The sequence below is a fragment of the Anabaena sp. FACHB-595 genome (genome assembly GCF_048568275.1).
Classification (GTDB): domain Bacteria; phylum Cyanobacteriota; class Cyanobacteriia; order Cyanobacteriales; family Nostocaceae; genus Trichormus.
Map to the genome: position 1 here is coordinate 1,954,272 of NZ_CP183473.1, position 17,506 is coordinate 1,971,777.

The 17,506-nt window shown below is 40.8% G+C and carries 6 protein-coding genes; 1 reads left to right on the forward strand and 5 read right to left on the reverse strand.

What is annotated here, in order from left to right:
- Positions 1-505: 505 nt before the first annotated feature.
- The 5 genes from ACN222_RS08200 to ACN222_RS08220 all read right to left on the reverse strand — a co-directional run bounded on the left by ACN222_RS08200 (position 506) and on the right by ACN222_RS08220 (position 14,758).
- The gene (locus ACN222_RS08200) at positions 506-3,469 is read right to left on the reverse strand and encodes an amino acid adenylation domain-containing protein (RefSeq protein WP_010995816.1); all 2,964 of its coding nucleotides are present in this window, start codon (positions 3,467-3,469) and stop codon (positions 506-508) included.
- A gap of 245 nt (positions 3,470-3,714) precedes the next feature.
- Positions 3,715-8,478 (reverse strand): type I polyketide synthase, encoded by a 4,764-nt coding sequence (locus ACN222_RS08205; protein WP_010995817.1) that lies wholly within the window; start codon positions 8,476-8,478, stop codon positions 3,715-3,717.
- A 14-nt stretch (positions 8,479-8,492) separates the two neighbouring features.
- Positions 8,493-13,205, reverse strand: a complete 4,713-nt coding sequence (locus ACN222_RS08210) for a type I polyketide synthase (RefSeq protein WP_010995818.1) — start codon at positions 13,203-13,205, stop codon at positions 8,493-8,495.
- A gap of 324 nt (positions 13,206-13,529) precedes the next feature.
- Positions 13,530-13,787: an acyl carrier protein gene (locus tag ACN222_RS08215; RefSeq protein WP_010995819.1), complete on the reverse strand. Its 258-nt coding sequence runs from the start codon at positions 13,785-13,787 to the stop codon at positions 13,530-13,532.
- Between the two features lie 137 nt (positions 13,788-13,924).
- On the reverse strand, positions 13,925-14,758 hold the full coding sequence (locus tag ACN222_RS08220; protein ID WP_010995820.1) for a helix-turn-helix domain-containing protein: 834 nt from the start codon (positions 14,756-14,758) through the stop codon (positions 13,925-13,927).
- 1,965 nt (positions 14,759-16,723) lie between these two features.
- Here ACN222_RS08220 and ACN222_RS08225 point away from each other — a divergent pair.
- Entirely contained in the window at positions 16,724-17,503 is a 780-nt protein-coding gene (locus ACN222_RS08225) for a PEP-CTERM sorting domain-containing protein (protein WP_010995821.1), read from the forward strand.
- The last annotated feature ends 3 nt before the right edge of the window (positions 17,504-17,506 follow it).

The window sequence follows — 17,506 nt, forward strand, 5'->3', positions numbered from 1 at the left end:
AAATTTACGATTTTTGTTTTTGGCATATTCAGTTGTGAATCCTGAATCTATTAACCGTAAATACTGAATTATTTATAACTTCAATATATCTTCTCTTAATGCTTGAAACAATGGATTATTTTCTGTCAAAAATGGAGATTATTGTTTTTTGCTGTTGGACGATAAAATAAATAAAAATCTGTAGGATATCTTCTATTGTCCTTAGTAGTTTTGCATCAAAAAACTAAACTAAATTGCTCAAAAATGGAGATTTTTTATTTCTGCACTATGTATCTAACAGTAGATTTATAGGAATTATGCACGAAAACGAAAAATCAAGGATTTAGACATGGCTTAAGGGTTCAATGGTATAGGTTTCTGCTAACTTAATACCCTGATTCCCCTACCCACAGCTTTGATTTTTCGTATCACTGAGGTAGATGCTCAAAAATTAACCCTTGCCTACAAGACAAGGGTTGTCAGCCATATTTACTTCTATTCTTCTATAAACGCATAGAGGTGTTAGCTAGCGTAGAGGTAGGAACGTAGGAGCGTCAGTAGTGCTTTGGATAGAGACAGGAGTCAAAAGATCCTCAAGCAATAGGAGATATTGTTTTCCTAAGGATTGAATTGTTGTAGCCAGATGAAAATTACGAGAATATTCAATTGTGATCTCTAAATGACCATCAACTATCAAAAAGAAAAATTCAATGAGTGTGGTACGTTTTTGATCGGGGAGTGACAAACGACAGTCTCGGACAGTTTGTATAAACTCAAACAGGTTAGACGGAGGAACAGAACGATTCCCTAAATAATTAACCCGTATAGGAGTTAGATTGCTGTCAGGGTAGAGGTATTCAGGTAAGCGATCGCCAATCCAATCATAGGTTACACCATTCATGGGTAAACTTTGAAAGCGATCGCTAATCTCTTGAATAATTTCTTGCCAAATCGCAGATGAACCCAAGGTTATACCTACAGGGAAATTAATTGCATAATTCCCCATACTTTCCATGAAAGTACTTCCTTGTCCTAAATCTCTGCCGTGACTCCGATGACTAATTACCACCCCTGGGCGATGACTCCAATTAGCCATTAAACGATATAACGGCGCGAGTAGGATCAAGTAGACATTAGAACCATAATAAGATTTTCCTTGATTCAATAAAAGTTCTGTCTGTTGTTGACTAAGGCGAAAACATTCTTTTTCCGCCGAGGCTTCTATATTGACCCCTTTCACATGGTCGATAGGAATCTCAAATCCGCTTTTAGCATCAGGGAATTGAGATTGCCAATATTTGAGATGATGCTCAAAGGTTCCTTTGTTATCCTCATTCACTAATAATTGAACAAAATGTTCATAGGATTCGGATTTAGCCTGTGGAAATGTGGGAGCAACACCCAATAAAAGTTGATGATAAGCACTCCAAAGTTCTTTAAATAAAATTGTCGCGCTCAACATATCAGTAATCATATGGTGAGCAATCATCGTAATATCGTAACAATTAGAACTCACCTTTACGACGATCGCGGCCGTCATCGGCCAACTGTCAATCTGAATTTTTTTGGCTACTGCTTCCATGTATTGCTCAATTTTCAGATTCCGTTCTTCTTGACTTACCTGACTACCATCCCAATATTCAGCAACAAAGGATTGTGTTTGATTGAGAATATGTTGTTGCCATTGTCCCTGATTCTGTACAAAAATCGTGCGGAAAGCGGCATGACGATGAACAAGGTGATTAACCGCTTGATTGAAGATATCTACATTGAGGGATTGATGATAGAGAAAACGGGTATAACCCAACCACTGATAAGGAGGTTCAAAATATTTGACTAACCAACGTTGAGCTGGGCCTAGAGGTAATAAAGGTAGTAAAGAAGGAGAGGAATCAGGGGAATCAGAGGTTAATTGAGTCACTAATGCTTTGCGGTCTAATTTCCCATTATGATTTTTGGGTAAACTATCCAACCAGAGAAATCTTTGGGGAATCATGTAATGAGGAAGCTTCTGTTCTAGATATTCCTTGAGGAAACGATTTTTGATTTTATTTCCCGATATACAAGCAACTAATCGCTTTTGCCCTTCCCCATAATCAACGGCCAGAGCTGCGGCTTCACGGACATCGGGATGAGTGGTTAACACACTTTCGATTTCTCCCAATTCAATGCGGAAACCGCGAATTTTCACTTGATGATCTATGCGTCCATGATACTCAATGGTTCCATCTGGCAATTCTTTGACCAAATCTCCTGTCCGATAAATATAATCACCAGGAATATCAGTAAAGGGGTTAGGACAAAAAGCCTGAGCAGTTTTCTCTGGATCTTTGAGATAGCCTAATGCCAATTGGACTCCACCAAGCCACAGTTCTCCCATATTTCCAGGTTGTACAGGCTGCATCCCCCCGTCCAGAACTTTTACATAAACATTATCGATAGCTTTACCAATGGGAATTTGCGTCGTCAGCCGTTCATCAGGACGTTCCGTAATCAAGTGACAAGTAACGTCAATGGAAGCTTCTGTAGGGCCATAAAGATTGGCTAGTCCGGTTTTGAGTCCATGACGGTCAATCCACCTCTGAATAAAGGACATGGGTAATGCTTCCCCACTAAACATCAACCAACGTAATTGGGGAAAACTCCAAGTTTCATTTTCTAAAGCACTAATAAACTCCCCAAACAGGGAAGGAACAAAGTGCATGACATTAATTTGAGTTTCTTGAATCCATCGAGCGAATTCCCAAGGATTGAGAACTACTTCCCGTTGCACAGGGCAAATAGTCGCGCCTGACATTAATGTCCAGAAAATTTCCCAAACCGAGATATCAAAACAAAAAGAGGTTCTTTGCGCTACGCGATCGCCTGGTTGTAATGAAAAAGTATTCTGCATCCATGTCAGACGATTCATGTAACCTCGATGATTCAGCATTACCCCTTTGGGACGACCTGTGGAGCCAGAGGTGTAGAGAATCACCATTAAATCGTCGGGACTGTTACAAAGTTCTAAAGCATCATCACTTAAACTTTGCCAGGTTTCAGCAGTGATTTGAGTTAATGATTGAATTTCTCCTAAAGGTTCACCCTCATCTAAAAACATCACCGTTTGTAAAGGTAACGCTTCCTGAACACAAGCCACTAATTGTTGACTAACTTGATGTTCTGTAAGTAGAGTCTGGATAGTGGCGTGTTCTAGGATGTAACGCAGTCTGTCAGTGGGATAACCAGGATCGAGGGGGATATAACTCCCGCCAGCTTTGAGAATACCTAAAATACCAATCATCATTCTGGCTCCCCGTTCAGCCATAATCCCGACTCTGGTATTGGGGGCTACTCCTTGAGTGCGTAAATAAGTAGCCACTTGATTCGAGAGACGATCTAACTGTTGATAAGTCAGAGGATTGGTTTCATCAAGAACAGCGATCGCATCAGGGGTTAATTGCGCTTGCTGAATAATCTGATAATAGGGTATTTCTGAAGTTAAGGTCATATTTAAAAATATCCTTGCTACTATAGCGTTTACTGGTCGGCTGGAATATAAATTTATCAGCGTTTATCGGTGTTTATATGCGTTTAATTATTGTTTTTGCACCTCATTAAGGTAATACCAATTGGAAAAAATAAACCATCTGTAGAGACGCGATGAATCGTGTCTTCACTCAATAATGTATTGCTCAAAACCAACGAAACCGGGTTTACGGTAATTAAGAATAGATAAAACCCGGTTTCTGGTTCCTACGCGCTGATGGCTAGGGATTCAGCACTCAAAACAACCACCATTTCCTGTAAAGTGCGGCAATTCAGGAGGGCTTGACGATAATTTTTGCCATACACGCTTTCTAAACGAGTTACCAAACGAATTAGCTCTAGAGAATCGAGTCCTAAATCCGCTTCTAAATCATCACTCATTTCTGATTCTGCGATCGCCCAGTGGCAAATTTCGGAAGTAACTTGGCGTAAGTTTTTCCCAATATCTTTATTGATAAAGATAGGAGAGACCAACGCTGAGGAAACTTGTTCTTCAATTGGTAATGTAGCTAATTCTTCAATGTGTGCTAGATAGGATTTCATCAAACTATCAATCACCTTCACATCAAAGGTGTTGCCATCGTAGCTAGCAAACAAGTGCAGACGACTATCAAAAATTTCTTGTAAAATATCAATCGTTCCGGAAGCATTCATTCCTCCTGCTTGATACTCAGTCACAGATAAAGACCCATAATTAGGATGAATGTGGGTTTGACCTGTATAAGGAAGATACAAGTTAGATTTTAAAGCTCCTTGGATTAAAGAAAGGCTGTGGTCTGGAATCCTGCCATTTTCTAAAACAAAACTATCCCGGAAAATAACTCCCATTTGTCTGGTTTGCGCCCGGTCTAAACCACTACCAATGTGTTGTTGAACCGTTTGCTGAATTTCGGTGAGAAATGTTTGCCAATCTTGTTGTGCTTGGGGTGGGGTAAAACTCAGGGCTAAATTTTGAGCAAAACTACTAATTACGCCTGACGCATCCACTCCCGGATACACCCGACCACTGGTAGGGATTTGTATGCCAATTTTTTCTGAGGTGGTATCCAGTTTGGCCACAGTTTGAATAAATGCCCCTAAGAGGAGGGTATTCATAGGTACTCGCCATTCACGGGTTTTGGTGATTAACTTGGCAGTGGTTTCCGCAGACAGGATATATTTTTGATTATCAAATAAAGGAGTTTGCTGACGAATCTTTTGCTGGGGATTCCACAGGTAAGCAGTATGACGTTGAGAGTTGTTGTATGCTGCTAAAGCTCGGTCTTCCTCAACATCTTGCCAAGCGTTCATTGCTCGCACCTGCGCTTGATAATCAGCGACTGATACAGCCGGGGGAAGGTCAGGGGTATCTTGATCAATAAGAGCGCGATAGATTTCCAGAAATTCTCGGATAATTACATGATTACTCAAACCATCAGCAATCAAATGTTCATTTCCCAAGAACAGTTGATAGACGGAATCAGATAGTTGTAACACTGAAAATCCATGTAGTGGCCATTGGGTTAATGACCAGCGATAATTTAACCAATAGTTGACTTCTTGAGCGATCGCTTGTGTTTGTTCCTCAGAAGCAAGATGTCTGATATCCTTGAGGGGAATAGCCGGAGGGGTGGGATTTTTCAACACTTGCAATTGATAGTCTGCAAAGCTTGTTGCCCCTTGGGGGATGTGGAACCGCGCCCTTAACATGGGATGTCTATCTATCAATGCTTGCCAACTTTGTTGAGCAATCTCCAGGTTAAAGTCACCTTCAATTTGTACCTTGGTAAACAAACTATTGGAATTGAGACTCCAGTAACTTACTAATAGAGGTAATTGACTATGGAGAATGTCTACAACATCACTTGTCTGATCTATTGCGGGAATATCAGCAGATGGGACTACATCAACTGCTGTGGTTGCTGGTAAATCAACAGTTTGCCAAGGTTCTAGAACCTTTAACAGTTCCCCTAAATTTGATATTTGCATTAAATCCCGCAGAGAAAAGACCTGATGGAAACTTTCCCTTTGTCCTGGGGGAATGAATTTGATAATCCCATTCATTAATTGGGTCATCATAATCGAGTCTAAGCCCAAACCCCCCTCTAAAGTGGCATCCAGACTGAGTTGTTGAGGATTCATCCCGGTAATCTTCGCCACTAAGGAGAGAATCTGGCTTTCTAAGGTTTCTGTGGCTGCAACAATTGTTGATGTTTCCGGGGAAATGGCAGCAACAGGAATAACTTCCGGTTGAGTAGATTCTGCTTCGGCTAACCAATACCGTTGTCTTTGGAAAGGATAGGTAGGTATAGTCAGACGACGACGAATATAATCTTGCTCAAACCCAGACCAGTCAAGCCTTACCCCATGAACTGATAAGGTGGCAACACTCTGTAATAAAGATTGCCAATTGTTTTGTTCTCGATGCAGAGATGGTAGCCAGAGGATTTGGGGATCGGATAAAGTTTGTTTTCCCAATCTGGTTAAAACAGGATGGGGGCCGATTTCGATCAACACATCGTAACCTTGTTGGGCTAATGTCTCCATCGCGGGTGCAAACTGCACACAATCACGTATTTGCTGACACCAATATTCTGCATCAATACTGTGGGTAATTTCTGCCCCTGTCACGCTAGAAATCCAATCAATGCCAGGAGTTTGGTAATTAATCTTCGCTGCTACTTGTTTAAATTCCCCTAACATCGGTTCCATCATGGGAGAATGGAAGGCGTGGGAGACTTGCAGAGGACGGACATCAATTCCCTGGGCGGTTAAATCAGCTTGCACCAAAGCTATGGCTGCTTTCACCCCAGAAATCACCACATTTTCCGGGCTATTAATAGTAGCAATCGTCACTTCGTTAGCGTAAGGAGCGATCGCCCTCGCCACGGTTTCCACCGGAGCAAATACAGCCGCCATTGTCCCTGTTTGGGGTAAGGCCTGCATTAGTTGTCCCCGTTGGGCGATTAATTCTATGCCTTCTTGGAGAGTATATACACCAGCGATACAAGCCGCTACATATTCGCCTACACTATGACCCAAGACTCCCTGGGGTTGAATGCCCCATGATTGCCATAGTTTACACAAAGCATATTCAATAGCAAATAAGGCAGTTTGGGTATAAGCAGTTTGGTTGATTAGGGGGTTGGCTGTGGGAGTTTGGGGATATAAAACACTTAATAGGGATTCTTTTAAGTAAGGTTGTAATAGGCGATCGCATTCGTCTAAAGCTTGACGGAATGTAGGTTGGGTTTCATAGAGTTGTCTGCCCATACCCACATATTGAGATCCTTGTCCGGTGAATAAAAAGGCTATTTTCGGTTGTCGTCCTTTTTCTACTTCTTGACTGAAAACGTTCAAGGATGGTTGTTTTTGATTAAAAGCGGCTAAATTTTGCCTTGCTTGTGCGGTTGATTGGGCGATAATTGCCAAGCGATGATTAAAGCTTCCCCTTCCGGTATTGGCACTAAATGCCAAATCGGCAAAATTCGTTTCGGGATGGTTGCGTAAAAGATGTTCCCAATCAGTAGCTAAGGTGTGTAAAGCAGCTTCACTTTTTGCCGATAACATTAAAACATGAAGCGGGCGATCGACTTCCGCCGGAGTAACCGTTAACTGGGGCGGTTCTTCAATAATGATATGAGCATTAGTTCCACTTAAGCCAAATGAACTAATTCCTGCCATTCTCGGTTGTTCTGTAGGTTGCCAAGGAATAATGCTGGTAGGAATCTTTAAAGACTTGGCCGAAGCAGCTAAATCGGGGTTGAGTTCCTGAAAATTAAGATGGGGAGGAATTTCTTGATGTTGCAAGGATAAGATCACTTTCAACAAACTTGCCATACCGGCAGCAATTTCTAAGTGACCAATATTGGTTTTCACCGAACCGAGAATCAGGGGATGATTTGGGGAACGTCCTTTACCAAAAACCCCATCAATAGCCCGCACTTCAATCGGATCGCCCAAAGCAGTTCCCGTCCCGTGGGCTTCCAGATAGCTAATTTGTGCCGGTGTCACCTTGGCATTAGCCAAAGCTTGACGAATCACTGCTTGTTGCGCCGTCCCATTGGGAACTGTCAACCCACTACTAGCACCATCTTGATTAACTGCGGAGCCACGAATTACAGCTAAAATATGATCTCCGTCAGCAACGGCACTACTGAGGCGTTTGAGAACTACCATCCCACAACCTTCACCCCGCACATAGCCATTAGCATCTCGGTCAAAGGTTTTACAACGACCATCAGGAGAAAGGGCGCGGGTTTTAGATAAATACAGGGTAACTTCGGGGGACAGCATTAAACTCACGCCCCCAGCTAAAGCCAAGTTACACTCACCATTGCGTAAACTCTGACAAGCTAAATGAATGGTGACTAAAGAGGTAGAACAAGCTGTATCAATGGCTAAACTTGGCCCTTGCAATCCCAAAAGATAGGATAAACGTCCCGCCGCAAAACAAAAAGCATTGCCCGATCCCGTATAGGCATCAATGGGAATGTGATGTTTAATTTGCCGTTTAGCATAATCATCTATACCAATACCAACAAACACGCCTGTTTGCGTACCTGTAAGCTTTTGTGGGGCAATTCCCGCATTTTCCAAGGCTTCCCAACTTACTTCTAACAATAGCCGTTGTTGGGGGTCAAGGGCGATCGCTTCTCTAGGGGTAATGCCAAAAAACTGCGGATCAAACTGATCAACGTTGTTAATAAAGCCCCCATAACGGGCATACATTTTATTGGGGACATCAGGATCATCATCGTAATAGGCATCAATATCCCAGCGTTGGGGTGGTACTGTGGTAATGCCATCTTTTCCTTGACGTAATAACTCCCAAAATTTTTCTGGGTTGTTGGCATCCCCAGGAAAACGACAACCCATACCCACAATGGCAATTGGTTCGTTTTGTGTCCGTTCTAAGCTTTCAATCTTTGTACGGGCTTCTTTAAGGGCAATAATAGCTTTTTGTAAAGGTGTTAAGTCTTGAGTTTGCATTTAAAATTTCTCCTTTAAGACAGCAATGCTTGTAATTCGGCGATTTCTTGTTCCATGAGGGCTTCGGTTTCTGCTGTGGATAATCCCTCTAGTTGGGCGATCGTATTTTCTATAACTACACTGGCTTGTGATTCCATTGCAGATGAATCATCGGCATCGAGTTGCCAAGCAAACACTTCTCGCATTAAATAACTAACCACATCACCAATAGAGGGGCATTCAAATACCAAGGTTGAGGGGAGAGAGACAGCAAGTAAAGCTTCAAGACTATGCCTGAATTGTACAGACATCAGAGAGTCCATCCCCATATCGAAAAATCCCTGCTCAACTTCCGGTACATAAGACCCACTGTGACCTAATACCTGGGCAACTTCTTGTTGTACTTGGGTGGTGAGTAAAGCTGGTCGTCTATGAAGGGGTGCGGCTGATAATTTTTGGCGGAAATTCTCACCATTGCTGCCATCTTTACTTTCTTGGGTCAATAATGCTTCTAAAAAAGCTACTCGTCCTTTGGCAGCAACAATCTTCCCAAAAGCAGACCAATTAATAGCTGCTACCATAGTTTGCATCGATGCACTCCCCAATAAACCGCCGAGAACTTGCAGGGCTGCTGTGGGTTCTAAGGGTTCAATACCCATGCGTTTTAAGCCCACCTCATAACCTTGGGTAGCCATTCCCCCCTCAGCCCAAGGCCCCCAGTTAATGCTTAAACCTGGTAAACCTAAGCTCTGGCGATGGTAAACTAGTCCATCTAAGAAAGAGTTGGCAGCAGCATAATGAAGTTGACCCCGTGAACCCAGTAGTGCAGACATGGAAGAAAAACAAACAAAGAAGTCTAAAGATAAGTCCTGGGTGAGTTGGTGGAGATTCCATGCACCTGTAACCTTGGGTTGAAATACCTTGGTAAAGGTTTCCGAATCCATTTGGGCAATCGAACAATCATTTAATACCCCGGCTGCATGAATAATTCCGCGCAACTTGGGAGAATTTAACTGGATTTGTGCAAATAGTTGAGACATTTGCTGATAATCACTAACATCAGCCGCTACAACTTTGACAGTTGCCCCTTGATTTTCTAAAGCACGGATTTTTTGTTGTTTCTCCTCAGACTGATTTAACAGCCCTTGACGACTAGTTAAAACTAAATGACGCGCTCCTTGTTGTACCAACCATTCTGCTAGAGTCAGTCCTAAAGCCCCTAAACCACCGGTAATTAAATAACTGCCATCACTAATTAAGGGTTGGGGTGCGGGTAATGGAGCGGAAATCGGCATCAAGCGGGCAACATATCGTTTCCCATCCCGAAATGCTACCCGGTCTTCTCCAGTTTTTGCCGTCATCTCTGCAATTATGGCCGTTGCCGCAACATCCTGGTTGCCAAAATCAATTAATCCGCCCCAAAGTTGGGGATATTCTAGGGCTATGACCTGACCCATGCCCCATAAAGGGGTTTGGGCAACATTAATTTGATGGCAGCTGGGCGTGACAGCTTGAGCTTGTTGTGTACCAATCCACAGTTGAGGCGCAATTTTGCTGCTAATTTTAGCTAATGCTTGTACCAAATACAGCAGATGACTATAGCACTGAGGTTGAGAATTTTCTAAATTTATGGAACTATCTAAACTCCATAGATAAACTACTTTGGTTATGGGTTCAGAAATATCCGCTAATAATTGTTGAAAATCAGCAGCTTGATGCGGATTAATTTGATAATGACTGGATGATAATTTTTCGTAACTCTCACCCGATGAAACTAAAATACAAGAGTCATTAACTACAGCAGCTAATTCTTGTCCTAGCCCTTGGTTGTCACTAAAAATTAACCAACGTTCAGCCTCAGAGGTTTTATTATCTACAGTTAAAGGACTAAGTTGCCATTCAATTCGATAACGGGCATTACTTAAATCTTGAGTAATTTTTGCTGTAGATTTTCCTGTAGCCAATAATTGTAGTAATTGGGGAATAAATTGTTTAGCTTCAGGAGATAACTGGTGATGGTTGCTTAATTCTTGGGTGAGTTGTTCTGTTTTTCCTGCTACTAATAAATTTAGTAAAGAAGAAGCTGGTAGTGCTTTTTGAAACTGGGGTTGAGATTCACTGACCCAATAAGATTCTCTTTGCCAAGGATAAAGGGGTAAATCCACCATTTGGCAGCCATCAGGATATAAAGACTGCCAATTTATTGAGTGACCAAGGGTATACAGTGTTCCCAGACTTTTTAACAGGGTTGCCCGTTCTCCAAAACCCCGTTTTAAAGATGGTAATATCACCCCATCAACTTCCTGCTTTCTCAAACAGGCATTGATATATCCTGATAATACGGGATGTGGACTAATTTCTACGAATTGGGTGTAGCCCGATTGAATCAAAGCTGTCAAAGCTGGTGCAAAGCAAACTGTGTGGCGGAGGTTCTGACCCCAATAATCAGCATTAAATTTCTCACCAGCTTGTTTATCGCCTGTCACTGTGGAGAAAACTGCTAGGCTTCCTGCTTGGGGCTGGATGTGTGATAATTTCTCAACTAAAGCTTCAGCAAAGGGAGCCATTTGTTGGCTATGGAAGGCATAATTAACGGGTAATTCTTTATAAAAAATATCGGGATGTTGCTGTTGTAATTGGGTAACAAATATCTGCAATGCCTGAGACTGTCCAGAAATTACCGTTGCGGTGGGACTATTAATGGCGGCAATTTCCAATTGACCAGCCCAAGCCGTTAATAAAGGTTCAACTTCCGTAGCTGGTAATTCCACTGCTAGCATCTTGCCGTTACCAGTGGCTTGCTGCATTAACCGTCCCCGGTGACAAATTAAATGCACTGCATCTTCTAAACTCAAAACCCCGGCAATATGGGCAGCAGCTACTTCTCCTAAACTATGCCCTACCACGGCTTTGGGTTCAATTCCCCAAGAACGCCACAAATGAGCTAATCCGACCTGCAAGGCAAACAAGGCAGGTTGGGCAATTTCGGTTTCTTGGAAGCGAGACTGAGACTCAGGAACAGCAAACTCTGTTAATAATGACCATTGGGCATACTTTTGAATTAAAGCATCACATTCCTCAATCACTGCCCGAAAAACAGGTTCTTGGGCTAATAATTCCCGTCCCATCGCCCACCACTGGGGGCCTTGTCCAGAAAACACAAAGGCAACTTTGGGCTTGCGTTTTGACTGTTTTGTTTGGGTGGTAATATCTGCGGTTGCTAGGGCTTGTAAACAAGATGGTAAGTCTTCGGGAGAATTGACGACAACGGCACTACGATAGGATTGATGGGTGCGTCTGACACTAGCGCTGTAGCAAAGATTCTGCACAAATTCTGGAGTCAGTTTTTGTGCGTTAATCAAGTCTTGATACCCTAGCGCTAGGGTTTGCACTGCGGCGGGTGTATGGGCTGATAAAGGTAATAAATGGGGGAATTTGCAAGTTTGTTGTTCAGGAGAGTTAAATGATGAAACCCCTTCTAAAATTACGTGGGCATTAGTTCCCGAAAATCCGAAAGAACTAACTCCGGCTTTCGCGCCATACTTACTTTTTGGCCAAGGAATAAGACTAGTCTGCACCCGTAAAGGTAACTGATCAAAAGGAATGTAGGGATTAGGTTGATGAAAATGCAGGCTGGGAGGAATTTGTTGATATTTGAGGGCAAGAGCCATTTTAATGATGCTGGCAATCCCCGCAGCTGCTTCTAAATGTCCAATATTACTTTTAACTGCTCCTACCAAACAAGGATGCGCTGCATCTCGTCCTTCCCCTAAGACTGCACCTATAGCCATCGCTTCAATCGGATCGCCCAAAGGTGTTCCAGTTCCGTGTAATTCTACATAACTAATTTCTTTAGGCTGGACTTGTGCTTGCTGCAATGCTTGACGTATCAAAGATTCTTGGGCTGGCCCGTAGGGAACAGTTAATCCTTTACTGCGACCATCATGGTTAATCGCACTACCCCGAATTACCGCATAGATGGGGTCATGATCTGCTAATGCTTGGGCAATAGGTTTGAGAATAATACAGCCAGCCCCTTCACTCCGCACATAACCATTGGCACTTTCATCAAAGGTTTTACACCGTCCATCCGGGGAAAGGGCTTTGAGTTTACTTAACGCAATATTACCAATGGGAGAAAGAACCAAATTGACTCCAGAGGCGATCGCCATGCTAGACTCTTGATTCCAGATACTTTGGCAAGCTAAATGCACGGCCACCAAAGAAGAGGAACAAGCCGTATCTACAGCTAAACTCGGCCCCCGTAAGTTAAACAAATAGGAAAGACGACCCGCAGCAATATTAATACAGTTACCTGTGAGATCGTAACCTTGAGGATTGCTATCAAACTCAGGATGGATGCGGCTGTAATCATTGGTGGAAATGCCAACAAATACGCCAGTTTTTGAGCCAGTCAGTTGTTCGCGGACAATTCCCGCATCTTCTAAAGCTTCCCAAGCTACTTCTAATAACAGTCGCTGTTGGGGGTCCATTAATAGGGCTTCTCGCGGAGAAATACCGAAAAAATGCGGATCAAAGCGATCTACTTGGGATAGAAACCCACCATAACGGGCGTTCATTTTCCCTGGAGTTTCTGGATTGCGATCGTAAAATTCGTCAATATTCCAACGTTCAGCCGGAATTTCCGTAATTGCATCAACTCCGTTAGACAACAATTGCCAAAATGCTTGAGGACTATCTGCCCCAGGAAAACGGCAACCAATACCAATAATTGCAATAGGTTCCATCTTATAAATCCGTGATTTTACATCATGATGAACAGGAGAAATGGAAACGTCTGGCTCCTCACATCACTTGGTCAATTTAGATATTGATATGAAATTTTTTTTGAAAATTCTTACGAGGTTTCTGTTAGCCAAGGATAGAGCTTTGGTTTTTCCTCGTTCTACAACTTTATTAATTCAATTGTTGATAGAGTAAATGTCGGGTTTGATAAACATCTAGAAAACTAGCCTCAATCATAACATCATCATATTGGTGAGGATAGGTAATAACAATAAATCTATTGGCTCTTCATTAAATTAAGTGATTGATTGCAAAAACATGGGTAATCAAAGATATAATTCCCCCAAGCGTTTAGCCAATTGAGCAATAGTTGGGTAGTTGAATATTAAAACGGGATTTAACTCTTTACCCAACCATTTTTCTAATCGACCTAGTAAAATCAAAGCTTTACTGGAATTTAGATCATAATTATCAAATGATTCTTCCATGTCAATATCATCTGGATCAACATCGAGTTGTTGAGCAAACTGATCGATTAACCAACTTTGAATATCTTCTACAGAGCAGGGTTGAATGGTTTTCATATTGTTTAGTAGTTTAGGCTAGAGAAAGAGTCAACAAAAAATTTAATTCAGCTAAAATTCTAGCTGTCTTAATACCTATTCTATGAAGTTTTCTCTCAGTAAACCATAGGTTATTTTTAGGGAAAGATGGATTTTTATTAGTTCATTGTTTGCAAAGATTGATATTTTTGTCTCCAACTTCTGGGTGACAATTTATGATACTGGCTAAAACGACGAGAAAAGTAATAAGCATCTGTAAAGCCAACAGCCATAGCAATCTCTGTTACTGACTTGTCGCTGTTAATTAATAATGAACGAGCTTCTAGCATTTTTCTTTCGAGAATCCAATCAATAATCGTTAATTGGGTTCGACGCTTAACTAAATTAGTTAAATATGCAGGAGAATAACCGACTGCTTGGGCAACATCGTTAAGACTAATGGGTAAGTGATAGTTTTGCTCAATAAATTCAAAAATTGGTCGAATTTGTACACAATTAGGATAAAAGTCAGCACTTGACAAAGACTTATTAGATGGGTGAACAGGCTGATTTTTTTCATCTAAATATAAACCTTGATCAGAGGAAATATCTGGATTCTTTGTCGAGAATGTATGAGCTAGAATACAGCCCAAAACTTCACTTCCATGTTCTAGAGATTTAATAGTGACTTCTATGGATTGATATTCTTGAGAAGAACAAACTTTCTTAAAAGTTAAGGAAGTTTGTTGTTTAAGTAATTGCCAGTAGTATGACCAACTTGAAGGAAGAAAATCCATCTCTACTTCATCAATGGTCATGTTCAACAATTTTTGTCTAGAATGCCCTAATAAAGAACAAGCAGCATCATTAATGTAGTGAAAGTGACCTTGATAATCTAAACAAAATATTGCTTCCTTCACTTGATTGATCAAATGCTGAATTAAGGAAACTGGTTCAGATAAGCTTGATTGAGAGTATGTGTTGGTAGAGGAAATATTTTGGTTGGAAAACATAATGTCAATTTTTACTAATTGATAGTTTGAGATGGAATTTGGACTTTGGGTGGAAATAAATTTCTTCCAGATTGTCAGGTCGTAAATTTGTTGCTTTTATCTATATTATTCAGGGTGTAAAGTAGTTTTTATGCAATCTTATTACATAAAAATATAATTTTGCTGTTAATAAATGTGAGCCTTTACAGCAAGTATGATTCATACATGGACGAAAGTCTGATTATGCGGGTTGTGTCATACATACTTTATAGATGTCAGTTGCAGAGACCATTTATAAAGTGAATATTAAGTAGGGTGTGTTACGGTTGTGTAAGGATTTGGGTGTGTGAGCAAATTATATATAGCCGTAACGTACCGTATGATAGTGGTGCGTTATGCTTTGCTTTAACACGCCATTACAAATTTAAGGTTTACTCTATAAATCATCTCTGATTAGCTTATGAACTAACACTAAAGGGGCAGAAGAAGTGAGAAGAGATGGCAATAGAAAGCTTATAAACCCAACGCGGTACTTTACTGTAGGCTGTCTATTTATAAAGTGCGTGAGTCCTCTCCGTGTATTTATTCATCAATAAACATACTAATCTTTATGTCGTTCTGTTACATTACTTAACAATCGAATTGATGGGATGTAGTCTAGTTCGCACTGTGAACTCGTCTAAACCCCAATGAGTAAGGGCAACAGAGCGATCGCAAATATCAAGGAAGATGTATTTATTTACCTTCACATAGTTCGTTTTTTTGAGTTGTTCTACTCAGAGGCTTTGATTATTACTCCCTTTCGCTTGTAGGAAAGGGATTGGGGGTTAGGTTTAAGAAAAAGCTGCATATAGTGTTAATTTAGGAATTATGCTTTTTCTTTCACCATGAAGTAGCTTATTGGTTTAATATTAAATCTTATTTATAAATAATTTAAGTCGAAATTAATTTATATACATGAAGTGCTTTGTTTAGATTTGTAATCTATAATCAAAAATCTTTAATTGACAAATTAAATTATTGAAAATTTAATTTATATAATAATATCAAAAATAGATAGTTTATGTTTATGTTTCGGGAAAAAATAAATCATAAAAACTGCAAACAAGGTAATTTTGAAACCACATGAGTGTGCTAGTAAAAACGTTTAAAAAAACTATAGGACTCATACTTGATTTTTGAAATACACGTAGGGGAGCCACTGCGTTGGACGGGTTTCCCGGCTTGGAGCAGGTGGCGTTGGGCATTGCCCACCAAAACTATGAGCCGGTGGGCAATGCCCACCCTACAGATACTGAGAATTTTATGCGCTAGTGCAGGCTACGCCAACAGAAATCAAATCAGATTCCTATATCTAGGTATTGGTAACTTTTGATATTCAGTGATATGAAATGAAAGTATAGAGATGGCAACGGTGATGACTAAGTGAGTAGCGGAAAAAATTTACAAATATGTAACAAACAATTAAACTGAAGATTTGCGGTTAAATTTGTTACGTTGTACACGGTAGTTACCTTTTTCTCCTCTGATTGGAACTCTACAAATTACAGCACAAGACTTGCGTCTAATTCTACATAAAAAATCTCCATTTTTGGCAGAAAATAATCCATTGTATGGGCATTTAAAAAAAACTAAACTCAAGTCACAAATAATAACTGTTGCAGGAAATCTACATTGTAAGTAAGTTAATACAGTTCAGTTAAGGCTCACAACTTAGAGGATGTTTGAAAAGTCCCATGCTTGGTAGCAAAACATTTTAGATCCCCCTAAATCCCCCTTTTTAAGGGGGACTTTGATTCATTTTACCCCCTTATTAAGGGGTGTTAGGGGGGATCAACGAGTGCTTAAAATCACATCCAATCACTTTTCAAACATCCTCTTAGATCGGGTCTAAACAGTTTCGCCACAAACAAAAGAACTTTTCAAACATCCTCTTGTAGTTCTGTGGCAAGTTCTGAAAATTGGAAAAAATTAAGGGACTATTAAATGCTGAAAAAAATAAATGCTACATTTTCAGGTTTACTGAGTATTATCACTGCTGCAACTGCGACTGTTACCATATTGTCTTCATCAGTGAAAGCGGCAGACTTTAGACCCTATCGCTTTGTCTCAGGTCAGGAGAGTATTAGACTCGATGCTGATGCCTTGAATTCTCTAAAAGCTATTGGCTTAAATCTATCGGTTGTAGATAATGTAGTTCCTCCAGCAGAGGGTTTTGACTTCGGTTGGCCAGTGTTACCACCAGCAACTAATCCAGGCGATCGCGGAACAAGTTTTGAGTTCCTTTATGATGAAGAGACAGATACTTTTGTTCCCATCTCAGGAACCATTGAGTTTAACGGCAGTTTATTCTTTGATTTTGACCCAACTAAATTTAGTGTAGCGTCGCCACTACAATTAGGCGAACTTTCAGTTTTTTTTAATGAAAACTATGAATTTTTCGCGATCGATACAGTGACAACTAATCTACCGATCATGACTGTTAATACCTTCGAGGCCCCAACAATCGATTTAAAAAATCGCACTTGGTTTCTTGAACCCATTGAATTGGTTTTCACCACAGAATTTAGTAACTTTCTTATCAATGCAGCCATAACTCCAGAATCAGCCAATGAAGTGGCAAGTCTTATACCTGGTTTAAAAATAGGGGAAGCTAGAGGAGATCGGGGTTTTATTCCCTTAGATACTGCTTCTGTTCCTGAACCCAGCATCTTACTGGCGATGTTTGTAGTTACGGGAACAGTATTAGTAGCGAGAAAGAAATAACGA

Coding starts and splice junctions, on each gene's coding strand:
- ACN222_RS08215 (WP_010995819.1), bottom strand. CDS start 13,787: ATGAAAACCATTCAACCCTGCTCTGTAGAAGATATTCAAAGTTGGTTA.
- ACN222_RS08210 (WP_010995818.1), bottom strand. CDS start 13,205: ATGGAACCTATTGCAATTATTGGTATTGGTTGCCGTTTTCCTGGGGCA.
- ACN222_RS08205 (WP_010995817.1), bottom strand. CDS start 8,478: ATGCAAACTCAAGACTTAACACCTTTACAAAAAGCTATTATTGCCCTT.
- ACN222_RS08225 (WP_010995821.1), top strand. CDS start 16,724: ATGCTGAAAAAAATAAATGCTACATTTTCAGGTTTACTGAGTATTATC.
- ACN222_RS08220 (WP_010995820.1), bottom strand. CDS start 14,758: ATGTTTTCCAACCAAAATATTTCCTCTACCAACACATACTCTCAATCA.
- ACN222_RS08200 (WP_010995816.1), bottom strand. CDS start 3,469: ATGACCTTAACTTCAGAAATACCCTATTATCAGATTATTCAGCAAGCG.